Origin of the sequence: Paenibacillus taichungensis (assembly GCF_013359905.1) — a bacterium.
Lineage (GTDB): Bacteria > Bacillota > Bacilli > Paenibacillales > Paenibacillaceae > Paenibacillus > Paenibacillus taichungensis.
In genome coordinates, this window is sequence record NZ_JABMCC010000112.1 from 292,068 (window position 1) to 306,037 (window position 13,970).

Here is a 13,970-nt window from a genome sequence, read left to right on the forward strand (position 1 = left end):
CAACTCCTGTCAGGATTGCTGGAAAATAAGTCCTCTTACCACATTGGATTTGTCTTTTACGATAATTGCTTTGAATTTACCACTTGGATTGACATATTGATTGTCTTTTTCACTCATGGTCTGGTTGATAACACCCACTTTCTCGTCAGGTTTAATAACAGAACCATAATCTGCATTATTGAGATCCTGGGAGATGTTCAACTGATTACCGTACCATTGTCCTCCTTTATTTTTACCTGTAATAACTTGAATCCCGAACTGGTCTTTGTCCGCATATTTACGCAACGCGTTTGTAACTTGTGATCCGCTAATGGTAGTTCCGTCATACACCGTAAATGCAGCTTGGGACAGCTCGGTCTGGATATCTGCAAAATTGTTCTGTGCCGTTTTGGTCGCCTCCTGAGCCGAAATAAACAACAAAACTACAATTGTAATAAGGGCAATGGTCAGAAAGATGCCTGCTGCCACCTTTAAAGCGCTTGATGCATTGTTCATGATAAATCCTCCTATATCGTTTTTAATTTATTTCAGACTGTGACGTAATGGTCGTTACAGTTTCTGAATCTGTTCATAATACATGTTCATTTGCAGGAAACTCATACCTACCAGCGGAATGACCAGATAGAGGAAGATCAGGGCATACATTGGTGTAAACCCGATCATTCTTCCCCATGATGCTTTAACATCAATCATCTTGGTGTATTCCTGCTTCCTTTGTTCAAAATAAAATGCCATCATGCTTTCCAGATCATCAAATGCTTCTCGAATCGAAATTTTCCCAAGTGCAAGTTGCAGCTTATCAACCAGACGCTGAAATTCAGGCAGCCCTGCTTCTTCTTTCAATTGTTCAAGTGCATGCTCCGGGCCATGTTCAAAATGCAACAGACATTTTTGCAGTGGTCTTTTGAAAATAACAGCAAAGCGATTAAGCCATTCCAATATCTCCTCTACAGACATACGGTCCATCTCCCGCAAGATCGATATAACGGTCTGAAACTGATAGATCTCATGCCTCATGTCCATGCTTCTCATCTTGCGCTGGAACATCATGAGCCAGATCGGCATGTGATAACCCGCTATACCTATCATCATTGCAATAATTAACTCCCACCAGTGGAGATATTGCTTGTTGTAACCTTCCAGCTTCTGCAGGATGCGTGCAATAGTTTCAGTCTGTGCATCATGATCCAGTGGAACGGGATTCACGGACTGCAATGCGTTGGAGATCTCATCAAAAGTTGCTCCTCGCTTCATTTCGATGCGTTCGAGTACAGCTTGATCTAAGCTTGTCTTTTCTGTAGCCTGCTTCAACTCGGCCTCTCCCATCGCGCCAAACATCCGGTCATCTCTCACGGGATCATATAAGATATGATTTCGTTCAACCTGATGCAGCAACAAGACACAGCCAATGGTCAGGACAAAACAACTTGCAAATAACATCAGCCTTCGTATAGCCAGCCATTCATATTTCAGTTCCGAGCTACTTTCCCGCATCAGTCTTACGGTTTGACTATAATTGGTACTACCAGGTTTGGCCGCGAACAACATCGCCAGCTTACGAATGAACGTCTGCTTGTATAGGAACTGATCCATTCTGGAGTGTTTGCGACCTGTCCGATAGCGGGTTTCATCGTATTGCTGAAGTCTTTGCAAAAGCAGGTAGGCAAGTATGATAATGACGTAGATCGATATTTTGGTTACAAATCCGATTTTGCTGCGATAGAATTCATCCATAGTTGGAAAACTTCCTCTGGCCCAACGTTCAATTGGAGCTGTGAAAAGAACGGGAGCCAGAGCGATGAAATTCAACCCTTTTAACAAATAGTCCAATTTGTCCCGCCGCAAAATCTCCAAATGAATTTCCTGTGTCAGATTCCCCAGGCCTTTCAAGTAAATCGAACCCTGTGCTCTGTCTTTATCCCCGAACTCCATCACCATATATGAAATACCGGCGAAACCTTTAAGAAAGCGATTTGGCGCAATCTCGTAGTATCGTTCCAAAGCTTCGTTCGGATCTGGAGAAGTCAATGCTTCATAGATCAACAGCACTTGTTCGGCAGCCTCTCCTTTACCTGCTTCCGCTGCTTCATACAGTGCTTCCTCTACCATTCCATGCTGATGATACCGATGTCTCACGTCGGCAAACAGGTCCAGCATCTGTACCAACAGTCGTTTCTCCATACGGTTCAGACACATATCCAGTACAAGGCTGTTTAGAACTACAGCACAGAGTACCGACAATATGACAAAGGCGATACCCGGTTGCATTAGGAAAAGGATTACACTGATACTCCCGTATCCTCCGAGGATCATTAAGACCACGCTCATCGTCATTCGTCTTAATGATGGTTCGTCGCCGACATGCCGGAATGAAATTCGTTTCTGTACTTGCAGAATATAGGAAGGGAGAAGCGGCACTTTCATGCCCCAGCGATAAGACTGTAACAGGAACGCTCCCCACCGCAGCGTACGATTTCCGTTTAGCTTAGCGATCCCGATAGATTTACCAGCATTGTCTCCTCCTCTGTGACGTAACAGGTTCAGTATAAGTAGCGTGATTATCAAGCCACCTGCACATATCCCCAGCACCAAGAGAAGAACAAACTTAACGGTCATAGGTATCACCCCAATGTTGCTTGATGAACTGTTCGAACCGTGCAGCGTCCTGCAGTGTCATCTGATCCCGCATATCCGTAATGCTTCCTATGGAGATTGGAGCTGTAGCGACGTAATTGCCATCCCTGTACTCGATCACATTGCGAAACGTAAATCCCGCTCGTTCCTCCACGCTATCCCCTTTATTCGCACGTGGCAGACACTCCGTAATTCGTTCGATATATCTTCGTCCCTCTGCGTCCTTTTTCATATGTACATCGAAATTAATGACACTTACTACTTGCTCCTCGGCAATATGTTCATGTTGGAACATACCTGTTTTGAGCAGTGAATTACGGAGGGAGAAAACCAGATCACGAAACGTTTTGGCATGATGAGTAAACAAGGTGAACAGACTGGCAACCTGGGACATCTGAATCATCCATGCGGCTACTTCGTCACTTGCGACCTCACCGAGAATATTTACAGTACCATCCGTCTTTTTCTGTAAATCCAGTCCCTGTTGACCTGAGATGTGCTCCGTTTCCCGGAAACTTAGTATGTTACGCCGACTGTATATACGCCGCAGCTGTAGCTCGAAAGCCATCTCCTGTACACGAAGGGTATACGAAGCGTAAATATGCTTCACCATCGCCATAAGTAGAGTCGTCTTACCTGATCCCTGTGCTCCTGTTACAGCTGTGATTCGACTGCCTTTCATCAAATATTGCAGCAAAGTGATTGGCAGATCTGCGTTGTTACCAGTAATCAACTGATCCAGTGAAGCATTGGGAATATCGAATTTCCGGACAAAGAATGCCCATGATTCGGCAAAGGGAGGACGTACAACAACGACACGTGATCCATCCTTCATCTCGTTCACCTTGTATCCATTCGCCTCCGAAAGCTGTCCCGGATAGTTGTATTTATAAATATTTTGACATACCCTCTTCAGTTCACGGATACTGCCAAATGACAGAAAGGACAGATGAATGGACTTACCTTTATAGAAAATCCAGACACTTTCCATTCCACTAAGTGGTTCTTCGATGGGAGCATCATCAAGTCCATCCGCGAGCAGATCATTCCACGAAGCCGGCTGCCGTAGCCCCATATCCTGAAGGGCATCCAGCATGCCGCTCACACCACCACTAACGCCATCTATTCGTTGATCTCTTATTTCATCAACCACCGAGAAGCCTTTGTAATGCTGGTAGATCCGTTGAACGATGATATCTGTTTTTTCTCTGAATCCAAGCTCTCTATACTCACACTCAAAAACATACCGGATGTCCTCCTCGGAGATATAGTAGCTTCCTCCGTCGTCTGTACCCTCACTCAGCCTCAATCTGCCAAGATCATAAGTGTCAATCATGCGTGACAAGGCATCGACACCAAATTGCTGCCAGTATAGATAAAACACGATTTCGAATTGATCTTGGACCGTCAGTAACTCAGTGTCTCCGAAATAAATGACCTCATCGATATTTGACTTATTCAGTCCTATACTGCGAGTAAGCAGATCACCTATCAGATTTTTGACATACGTTTTGTCACTGATGCTTCCTGATACACAACCTTTAAGCGCCTTGCGCATCTCGGCACGCTGATTGATTCTTCGCCGATACTCTTCTTCATGTAATCCGGCATCCGCAAGTTGACTATGACTAAGCTCATGAAGCGAGTTCTTTACTTTCTCCGTCAGCACTTCAATGGTGAAGGATTCACGCTCGGGAGCACGGTTATTTTTTTCACGATGAGAAGCTCTGTACTTGAACCAAACATACGCAAGGCATAACAGCAAAATTAAAATTAACCATAGGGTATTCCAGAGCATCAGAGGTCAGGCTCCCCTTTCCAGCCTCTTTAGTACGGTACGCATCCCTGCCCCGTCCATAACTAGGCGAGCAAGTTCAGCCATACTTGCGGCAAAGCTCCCTTTACGTATATCTTTATTGTTGCTTAGACCTTCCAATTGCAAATACGCGGCCACATCACGACGATTGAAGGCATCCATAAATCCGGTGGTATACGGCAACACCGATATCGAGCCTTTGTATCGAAAACGCCGACGAATATTGGTAATGGTTGCGCGTGAATGTGGGTCATACTTATTCAGTACGACATGCAGCTTCTGATCACCCAGGCTTTCGGGTCTGATTTTTTCAAAAAAATACTCCAGATCCCTCATATTTTGATTCAGGTTCACCACAACATAGTCCGCTTGTTCCAGCAGAACCTGGTTACTGGTGCCTGCGCGGTCTGCATCCAGAAGAACCAGATCATAATATTCATTAGCTACGTGCAGCAGCCTTTTTAAAGTCTCCACATGCTCTTCTGTTGAACGTTCCAACCTATTAATTCTGCCAGTCAACAAATCCAAACGGTCTTTGAGGAGCGGCTTGGTATAATCCCTCAAATTATGCTTGTTCAAACTTCCGCTGATATGCAGCCGTTCCACAGCATCCCATCCCCCCTCCTCGAATGTAAATACAGATCCTGTGTCCTCTATTTCTTTAGGTGGGAGGGCAGCTTCCGTACTGCTCCCAACTGGACCTGTATTTACAAGCAAAATTCTTGTCCTATATTGAAGGGCCATCGCATAGGCGCCGATTAACGCGCTTGAGGTGCTGCCTGCTCCTGCAAAAGGACTCCAAAACGTAATGGTGCTCATGCTCTCATCCTTTCTGCTTCTTTAATGGCCAGGCGACTCTGGACATTTTCCCATCCGGTCAACTGTTCCACTAACCTGCATAGCGATTTTTTATAGTTCCGTGACAATGACCCCAGGCGAATACGGCGATGATGCTCGTTTTCCAGTTTCACTGCTGCAGTCAGTTCATCCCAAGGCAACATCAGCGATTCCCCTGTCCATACAAATGGACTACCTTCCAGATACGCCCACAAATATCGAGCTTCCAGTTTGCAATCAACGGCATTAATCAAAATGCGCTGAAATGGTAGTTCTGCGGGCAGGGACTGTTCTTCAAGCAAACGCTTGAGCCACCCTTTACCGCGTTCCAGATTGTAACGTTCATAGTCACTGACCCAGACACGAGTATCTGCCGTGAGCCATAGGTCACGTGATGCAAAGTGTGATGTTTCCATGTCGTAAAGGACGTAATCATAACTCTCTAATTTCTCGCCATTCGCTTCAAGATGACTCTCAACCGCTGTTGAAGTTACGAACTGACAAGCGATATCAAAACCTTCAAATTCTGTAATACGCAGAGATTGCTGACTTTCCCCAACGCCGTATCCATATTTCTGCTGTAATGTTCCATCAACAAGCAAGACACGTTTTCCGGAGGACGCTAGTATTTTGCAAAGGTACAGCATCAGGTCATTCTTCTCGCATAACCCAGCAAAGATCCATGTTTGCATAGCTATCGAATCCCCTTTCAAGTTCTTTTATGCGTTGTTACATGTATAACAAATTTGTTTCCCCTCCGTCTTACTCCCCACCCGTCAGTAAACTTTTCTGCTCATCCGTACTTGAAGTTGATGCTGAAGAATCATTGCTGGCATTTCCAGTCGCTCCACCGCTACCCGAACCGTCATTCCAGATGACCCCATCAGTAGATGAAGAGTTATTCGCTCCAGGGCGACTATTGTATGAAACGGAGGACTGCGCAACGTCCTGCTCCACACCTTGGGATGGCGCTGAGATGGATGCAGCGAGTGAGCTTTCTAAAGAACTCCGTACCTGCCGTGCTAACTCCACCTCAGCCCGGCGCACAAGATTAGGATCACTCTCCAGCAGTTTTAACACTTCATTGTTGGCAGGGTATGTCGGGATTGCTGGTGTCTGGAACTGTGGTTCTACATAGGTTAGGGCATAGATTGAAGCTTTATGTAAATAGGCATCTACAATTGCACTTGAAAGGGACAGGATCTCCTCCTCCGTCATCGTAATCCATAGCGTAGCTGCATTTAATCTTTCGACTTTCTTTTTAGACAGGAGAATGTAGTCTTGACCCGTTGGAAACTGAATACGAATATCAATGATATCTCCCTTAGCAAGTGAAGACGGTAATAACACAACCTGTAGTTCACGATTTCTTAAATCGGGCGGTGTCGGGGTATCTTCATACACCATTTCAGTTGTAATGGCTGTTCCCTTTTTTAATTCTATTTTCGCCACTTGACCATCCATCTGCTTGGAGCTAGACCACAGATTCCTTGGTGCCTGTGCATCCGGAACGGCTATCAGTTTGATATCCTCGGGCAATATCGGCTCTCCTGCTTCAACATCCCGTATAGTTACCCATCCCTGTGCCCCCGAGTTCCATTGTTGCATCAATTCAGCTTCTTTTTGTTCGTAGGCTGATGAGTAACGGGCCTCCACTTCAGCCCTCGTATCACTCATGGTTTTGACATTGTAAATGACATATGCCCCAAACAATAAACCGATTGCTCCTGCTCCCGTCAATCCAGCGTAAATCAGTTGACGGCTTTGTTTTCTTAATTTAGACAAAAGAGGCTCTCCTTTCGCAATCTCTCCTAATCATGTACTTTTTTTCTTGCAAAGAATGAACGTTTCTTGGGAAGCTGCCCCATCATATGAGTCAGAATATGAGCAAAAACCTTATCCATCTGCGGTTCCCGATCAAAGGGATCGATATGTAAAGGCAGACCGTAGACACTGGAAGTATCCAACGTCTTGCGCATGCGCTGAACGGCATCAGCTGCTGCCAGTGGTAGGCAGTAGATCCATTTGTCTCGCGGGTATCGGTTGTGTGAACGGACAAAAGATCCAATCTCCGCTTGTCTCCATTCGGCACCGGAACCTATAACAATGGGCAAGTCAGCTCTGAGAAACTCTTCAAGCCGGTTCTGATCTTGACCACTGCCCAGATCCATCACAATGAACTGATAGCTGCCTCCTAATAAAGACAGGATGTCTGCACGTCCCGATTGTTTCCAGTAATGTACACCATCTACTGCAAACTGTCTGCCTGCTGGCACGGGTTTACCTGCATGCGCCACTTGTTGAATCCGTGCAAACGATTGGGAACGTGGTGACATCTCGATTATGGCCACTTTGAAGTTCTGCCGCTCCAGATAGTGACTGATGGCTATGGCCGTATGCGTAACCCCAACACCAGATGATGCCCCCGTCAAAGCGATTACTCTTGTCCCTCCGCTTATCGTCACCGTCGTTTCTGTACCAACAGACGCTATTCCCGGTCTGCGCAGCAGCTCCTTACGAACTTCATCAGCCGATTGAAAGCGTTCATTTGGATTCAGTCGCAACAATCTTCTCGCAACAGGAATATAGGTACGCGGAACATCGCTGCGAATGGAACTCTCTACTCCCTGAATCCATTCCGTATAAGTCCCACAAGTCATGAGATATAGCAGCAATGCTCCAAGCCCATAAAGGTCAGAACGCGCATCCGTCTGTCCTGAACCATATTGTTCTGGTGCAGCGAAGCCGGCCGTTCCCAATTTAACCGTATCATCGACTCTTTGTGCTTTATAACTCCGCGCTATACCAAAATCAATCAGTCTGACTTCATGTTCTGGTGTAATCATAATGTTGGATGGTTTCAAATCACGGTAGATGACAGGTGGGTCCAGACTGTGCAAATAACTTAATACATCCAGTAGCTGAAGCACAAACTCAGTCATATGTTCAAGCGGAATCTTCCCACGACATTGCTTGAAATAGTCACCAAGTGTCAATCCCTCAATGTACTCCATCACAAGATAGGTATACCCGTGCTCATCAGGAACAAAAAAATCTACGATTTGCGGCAATCTGGGATGCCTCAGAGATGTAAGAAGAGCAGCTTCTGACTCCATACTGCCTTCGTATGGCATCGCCGTCACGCTTTCTTTGATCGCCCAGGTTTTGCCTGGCAACTTCAAATCCTCTGCTTCATATACATGGCTCATGCCACCTGAACCTAGAATGGACACAATACGATACCTTCCTCCCAGCAGGCTTCCACGCTCGAGCCTGGCCGGATGTCTCATATAGACTCCTCCTTGTGTGCATAACAAAAAAGGGAAAGCTTCACCGAAGCGTAACAGACCGGATATCCGGACTCTTCACTTCGGGATGCTTTCCCTCAACTTGTTATGGTTAATATTGGTATCATTATAGTATAGGCAATAAGGTATTGTAAAGCATAAAATTTAACGCCTTTAATATCTTAATACTTAATCATATATAGCGTGATTTCTTCACGGTTGTGAAACAACTGTTTGGAACGTTGAATCTGCATCCGGGAGCGCTCAAATGTATCGATGACTTCTTTAATCAACGCAAGCGGCTTCTTATGCAGTAACTTCACTGTCACAACTGCTGTTCCCCCTGATTGAAGGCTGTATAACAGATCCGATATAAGACGGCTCATCAGCTTTGGACTCCAGCTCATATCACATACGAGCAGATCGAATTCTCCTTCGCGGAAACGTACATCACCGGCATTTTTTTTCAAAAAGGTCAATTTGGGCGATTTCAGCAGGGTCGCATCCATCTTGGCCGGATCAACAGCAGTAACTTCAAGCCCTCGCTCTAGCAGGAAAGAGGTCCATCCACCTGGTGCAGCACCGATGTCCAAGGCTTTGTGGAAAGAAGTAAAGTCTATGCCAAATGTCTGCTCCGCTTCAAGCAATTTGAATTTGGCCCGAGAGATTTGGCCCTCTTCCTTCTGAAAACGAACTGCTCCGCCACTCCAGTCCGACAGATTTTGATCCGGTCTTGATACACCAGCATATAACGTATCATCCGCAACGAAGACAGATATAACATGATCCGCATCACGGACAACCCACTCACAACCAAGGTCATCCAGCTTCTCGGTCAAGAGCTGTTTCAATGAAGCAGCGTTCTCCTGCCAGAAGGCACTTTCCGTTTTTCGAACTTGTAATGCAACTTTAGTGCCCGTTAACTCTGTATGGTTCAACACAAATGAAATCAATTTTTCCATAGCTTGCGCTGAATCTTCCGTATTTTCCTGAAATTGAACAGGTTGAATATGACGTAAAAACGTCGGGCTTTCTTCCAAAAGCTTAATCGCTACCTCTTCTTCCGCAATTGGAAGACCGGCAAGCAGAATCTCACCTGGTACGAGTACCGTGCTCTTTACTGCCCCAAACGTACGGCGCAATTCCTCCTGAGCATAAGGCGCAAAGCCATGATTGGCTGTGCAGATAAAACGGGAGAAGTCTCCTTCACCCCAAGATGACTGTGTACTCAAAATGTGTTACCCTCCAGAACGTACGCGAATCCAGGGACGTCCATCTTCCCACTGAATATCAACCGGAACATCGTACGTATGCTTAATTGTATCTTGTGTTAAAACTTCATGTTTGGGCCCTGCCGCAGCAATACGTCCATCGCGGATCAAGGCCACATGTGTGAACAAAGGTACGATCTCTTCAACGTGATGAGTTACATAAACGACAGTGATATTACGCTTACGCAAACGATCGATTTCGGCCAACATTTTCTCACGTTCATACAGATCGAGTCCGGCACAAGGTTCGTCCATAATCAACAATTTGGGATCTGCCATCAATGAACGAGCCAGCATTACTTTTTTGCGCTCCCCTTGAGAAAGGGTGCCGAGCGGATGATTAGCCAGTTTTGCAAACCTCATTTCATCAAGCAGGTTCAATGCTTTGGCCTTCACGTCATCCGGAATCGTTTGATAGAAACGCAAAAAAGCATAAGCTCCTGTTGCGACCACTTCCCACACCGGATCTCGTGGTGTCAGTTTCTCAATTAATGTCTGACTGATATAACCAATTTCTTTTCGAACTTCCCGCACGTCACATTGACCATACAGGTTGCCCAATACTTCAATGCGCCCCTGACTTGGAAACATATATCCATTCATCATTTCCAGCAGCGTTGTTTTACCTGAACCATTGCGCCCGAGAATCACCCAATGCTCGCCTTCTTTAACATGCAGATGGACGTCATCCAGAATCTGATTGTCTTCCCGTCTAAGAGAGACATGCTCCATCGAGATTACACTCATTTTAGCACCGCCTTTCGGATTTCCCCTAACAGATGCTCGACAGAGTTCATACGATAAACCATTCTGGGCACATCATGTTCTCCATCAAAAAGCATAACCGCAGGCACGCTCGAAATCTGAAACTGCTGTACAAGTTCCGGGATATCGTGAATATTCATCTCGGTCAAAATCCCTTCGGGCAGCAAATGTTCGGCGATCTCAAGCATTCGACGCGCTGCTGCGCAAGTTCCGCATAGCGGGGTATATATAAATACAGCCTGAGGCATGCCTTCCCACACACCACGCATTAACATTTTGGTCGTAATCGGCTTCATCAGCTTTCTTCTCCCGCAGCAACTCGCATCATAACCTCACCTGACATCGGACCATTATGAACGGTAACAGAGTCTGGTTTATTGCTGTACAACAATTCGTACATCTGACGTTTGCCATACATGCTGGACGTGTGCAAATAGATCTGACTTGGAAATAAACCTTCCCGGACGATCGAAGCAGCAACTTCACCGCCATTCGGCGAATCCGGACCCAATTCATAATCCAGGGATAGAATGTCCACGTCACCTTCTCTAAGCAGCATCAGGCACTCTTCTGCATTGGTAGCCAGAACAAACCCTTTCGGACATGCCCGGTAATCATCCAAAAAAACATGCATTACAATCGCTCCTCTCCCCATTTAAAGCCAGGAACGCATGAGCTCAATGTCTCCACGGTGTGTTCCATCTTCGCCTGATTCGGTCTCCAGCACAACTACCGCTTGCTGAAATTCAGGCGCACATAACAGTTCCTGCATCGCTTTTTTCCCTATATAACCCTGTCCAATCCGTGCATGTCTGTCCTTGCATGAACCGGAAGGATATTTCGAATCATTAAAATGAACAGCTGCAAGAGCATCCCAGTATCCCAGCAGTCTGCCTTTCTCCAGCATTGATGCCTCATTGCCTGTCGTCCACATGCCTGAAGCAAAAGCATGACATGTGTCAAAACAAAAAGCAATATGTTCAGGATACCGGCTTAGCTTACGAATCTGTATCAACTCTTCCATCGTGGTACCCATGGGACCATGATCTCCAGCCTGATTTTCAAGCAGAACCTTAGCCTGTCCATTCCAATCTGCTAAAGCGGTATCCAGACAGGATATGAGATTCTGATATCCTTCAAGTGGTTCATTGCTCTTAAGATGTCCAAAGTGAACTACAGTTCCTACTGAACCGCAGGCATCTGCAATATGCAGATCATTTTGTATCGAAGCGATGGTTGCATGAAAACCCGCCTCTCCTCGGGTTTTGCCCAAAGCCGGATTCGTGGGATAGGGTGAGTGGGCAATGGAAGATATCCCCTGCTTCTCACACCAGTCCCGACACTGTTCAGCATCTTTGAGGTCCAATTCTTTCAAGCCAAGGCTACGCGGGTTCTTCGGAAAATATTGAAATGCCGTAGCCCCCATCTCAGTTGCCCGCTTGGCTGCCTGTAGAAATCCACCTCTGGTGCTGACATGTGCCCCGATTCCGCTTTTAGGCCTCATGCTGGCAATCTGGACAGAAGAAAGCCTTCTTGCCCGTAATTTCCACGCGTGCTATCGTTCCCCCACAACGAGGGCAAGTTTCCCCTTCACGATCATACACTCGACACTGCTCGTCAAAACTTCCCGTCTTTGTATCTCCCTGCATCAACGGCATTTCCATATAACCGCCTTCCGAAGCAGCTTCCCGCAACACGGATTGCACAGAATGGTACAAACGTGCTGTGAGTTCAGGCGATGCAGCAATATTTTGCGTCTTGGAGCTTGGTCTCAGACCTGCTGCAAATGCAATCTCATCCGAATAACAATTTCCGATGCCTGCAATAATGTGTTGATTGACCAGTGTAGTTTTGAGTGTACCCCGACGTCCTTTCAATAGGGCAGCAAAACGTTCTGCATTCATGCGCCGATCAAGAGGTTCAGGTCCAAGATCAGACATAGCCTCTTCCGTCTCTTTGGAAGTAAGCAGATGCAGATATCCTAAACGGAGCCCAATAAAGAATAAAGTATATTCTCCAAATTGAATTTCCACTTGAGTGGAGCGATCAGGACGTTCAGCTTCCGTGCCCCAGAAAATCATTCCGCCCAGCATGAGATGTAGCACAAGCCGCTTACCATTAGCCAGATGAAAGATCAGATGTTTGGCCCGGCGCTCTACAAATATGATACGATTGCCTGTCAGTTCACGGGTGAACACATCAGGATCGGTATTAATCGACTTATCACGGTTAACCACCACACCTGTAATCGGCAAATCGAGTATTTTCTCGGACAGCAAGGTCCGGTAGTTTTCCATTTCCGGCAATTCCGGCATCGTACATCTACCCCTTCTTGGATGCTTGGCTTGTCGTCTGCGACAGCCACTCAATCAGTTTATGCAAATCTTCAAACACATGATCAGGACGAACCTTGGTCGCCTGGATGTGGCTATCCATATTGTCCCGTGTCGTTATTCCAGTCAGAACCAGTAGGGTCTCGCAGCCTGCAGCTGCTCCTGCGGCAATATCTGTACGCATATTGTCTCCGATTACAGCAACTTCATCAGACTTTAAGTTCAATCGGCTAATGGCAGACTTCATAATAATACTTGACGGTTTGCCAATGACAGTAGGATGAACTCCAGTTGCTGCTTCTATCGCTGCCCCAATTGTCCCCGCTCCGGGCGTAAGCCCATCATCAGAAGGTAGTTGCAAATCCGGATTGGTCATGAGAGATTTAGAGCCGCCATTGATCCAGCGAAGCGCTTTAGTCAATTTATGATAGGAAAATTCACGATCAATTCCTTGTATAACGTATTCAGGTTCATCATCCGTTAGTGTAAGCCCTGCAGCTTCTATCGCTTGCAACAGCCCTTCTTCTCCGATACAAGCCACTTTCGCACCTGGAGACTCTTGGGCCACGTATTCCGCAGCCGCCACCGCAGAAGTACATACCTGTGATGCATCGGCAGGGATACCCATCCCGTTCAGATGATCTGCCACACCTTGCGGTGTACGCGAAGAATTATTAGTCACAAACAAATAAGGCATGCCTTGTTCATTTAATGTCTGAATAAGCTTATCGGCTCCTTCAATACGATGTCTGCCATGATAGAGCGTACCGTCCAGGTCGATCAGATAGGCCTTAATCATATACAGCACTTCCTTTCTTTATTCTATTAATATTTCATGTCATTAATCATTTGCCTCGAACTTCAATGCCACTCTATGTATACAGTACAAAAAAATGGCTAGCTCGCATCTGCACGCAACACGTCGAACCGAATCGAACACGGACGTTTGGCCCCGCGCGTCTTCTGTACAAGCTTGTCATTTCCTGCGCTTTCCCGGAAAATAATTTGAATCATTTCCCTTCTCATA

General features: G+C 46.2%; 14 protein-coding genes. All 14 read right to left on the minus strand.

All coding sequences use genetic code 11. The features are described 5' to 3' along the window. Nucleotides 1-9 precede the first annotated feature (9 nt). Nucleotides 10-495 carry an ABC transporter permease gene (locus HP548_RS17385; protein ID WP_076289114.1) on the minus strand — a complete coding sequence of 162 codons (486 nt, stop codon included), beginning with the start codon at nucleotides 493-495 and terminating at the stop codon, nucleotides 10-12. A gap of 54 nt (nucleotides 496-549) precedes the next feature. Beyond that, the gene (locus HP548_RS17390; protein ID WP_175382365.1) at nucleotides 550-2,616 is read right to left on the minus strand and encodes a hypothetical protein; all 2,067 of its coding nucleotides are present in this window, start codon (nucleotides 2,614-2,616) and stop codon (nucleotides 550-552) included. After that, nucleotides 2,606-4,432, minus strand: a complete 1,827-nt coding sequence (locus HP548_RS17395; RefSeq protein ID WP_175382366.1) for an ATPase, T2SS/T4P/T4SS family — start codon at nucleotides 4,430-4,432, stop codon at nucleotides 2,606-2,608. Before HP548_RS17395 ends, HP548_RS17390 begins: the two co-directional genes overlap by 11 nt. 6 nt (nucleotides 4,433-4,438) lie before the next feature. After that, a complete protein-coding gene (locus HP548_RS17400; RefSeq protein WP_175382367.1) occupies nucleotides 4,439-5,269 on the minus strand; it encodes an AAA family ATPase in 831 nt (276 codons plus the stop codon). Beyond that, a complete protein-coding gene (locus HP548_RS17405; protein WP_175382368.1) occupies nucleotides 5,266-5,979 on the minus strand; it encodes a hypothetical protein in 714 nt (237 codons plus the stop codon). The genes HP548_RS17400 and HP548_RS17405 overlap by 4 nt, the downstream gene beginning before the upstream one ends. Before the next feature lie 70 nt (nucleotides 5,980-6,049). Then, nucleotides 6,050-7,072 carry an SAF domain-containing protein gene (locus tag HP548_RS17410; protein WP_175382369.1) on the minus strand — a complete coding sequence of 341 codons (1,023 nt, stop codon included), beginning with the start codon at nucleotides 7,070-7,072 and terminating at the stop codon, nucleotides 6,050-6,052. Nucleotides 7,073-7,098: 26 nt separating this feature from the next. Next, the gene (locus tag HP548_RS17415; RefSeq protein ID WP_099856311.1) at nucleotides 7,099-8,577 is read right to left on the minus strand and encodes a serine/threonine protein kinase; all 1,479 of its coding nucleotides are present in this window, start codon (nucleotides 8,575-8,577) and stop codon (nucleotides 7,099-7,101) included. Between the two features lie 179 nt (nucleotides 8,578-8,756). Continuing rightward, nucleotides 8,757-9,806, minus strand: a complete 1,050-nt coding sequence (locus HP548_RS17420; RefSeq protein WP_175382370.1) for an SAM-dependent methyltransferase — start codon at nucleotides 9,804-9,806, stop codon at nucleotides 8,757-8,759. Nucleotides 9,807-9,812: 6 nt separating this feature from the next. Next, complete coding sequence (locus HP548_RS17425) at nucleotides 9,813-10,592, minus strand: ABC transporter ATP-binding protein (RefSeq protein WP_175382371.1); 780 nt, start codon at nucleotides 10,590-10,592, stop codon at nucleotides 9,813-9,815. Next, complete coding sequence (locus tag HP548_RS17430) at nucleotides 10,589-10,906, minus strand: thioredoxin family protein (RefSeq protein ID WP_053780884.1); 318 nt, start codon at nucleotides 10,904-10,906, stop codon at nucleotides 10,589-10,591. Before HP548_RS17430 ends, HP548_RS17425 begins: the two co-directional genes overlap by 4 nt. Then, nucleotides 10,906-11,244 carry a cyclic-phosphate processing receiver domain-containing protein gene (locus HP548_RS17435; protein WP_076289105.1) on the minus strand — a complete coding sequence of 113 codons (339 nt, stop codon included), beginning with the start codon at nucleotides 11,242-11,244 and terminating at the stop codon, nucleotides 10,906-10,908. Before HP548_RS17435 ends, HP548_RS17430 begins: the two co-directional genes overlap by 1 nt. Before the next feature lie 21 nt (nucleotides 11,245-11,265). Further along, a complete protein-coding gene (locus tag HP548_RS17440) occupies nucleotides 11,266-12,114 on the minus strand; it encodes a deoxyribonuclease IV (protein WP_076289104.1) in 849 nt (282 codons plus the stop codon). Then, entirely contained in the window at nucleotides 12,104-12,925 is an 822-nt protein-coding gene (locus HP548_RS17445; protein ID WP_175382372.1) for an Fpg/Nei family DNA glycosylase, read from the minus strand. The genes HP548_RS17440 and HP548_RS17445 overlap by 11 nt, the downstream gene beginning before the upstream one ends. 7 nt (nucleotides 12,926-12,932) lie before the next feature. After that, entirely contained in the window at nucleotides 12,933-13,742 is an 810-nt protein-coding gene (locus HP548_RS17450; RefSeq protein ID WP_175382373.1) for a TIGR01457 family HAD-type hydrolase, read from the minus strand. Nucleotides 13,743-13,970: the final 228 nt, after the last annotated feature.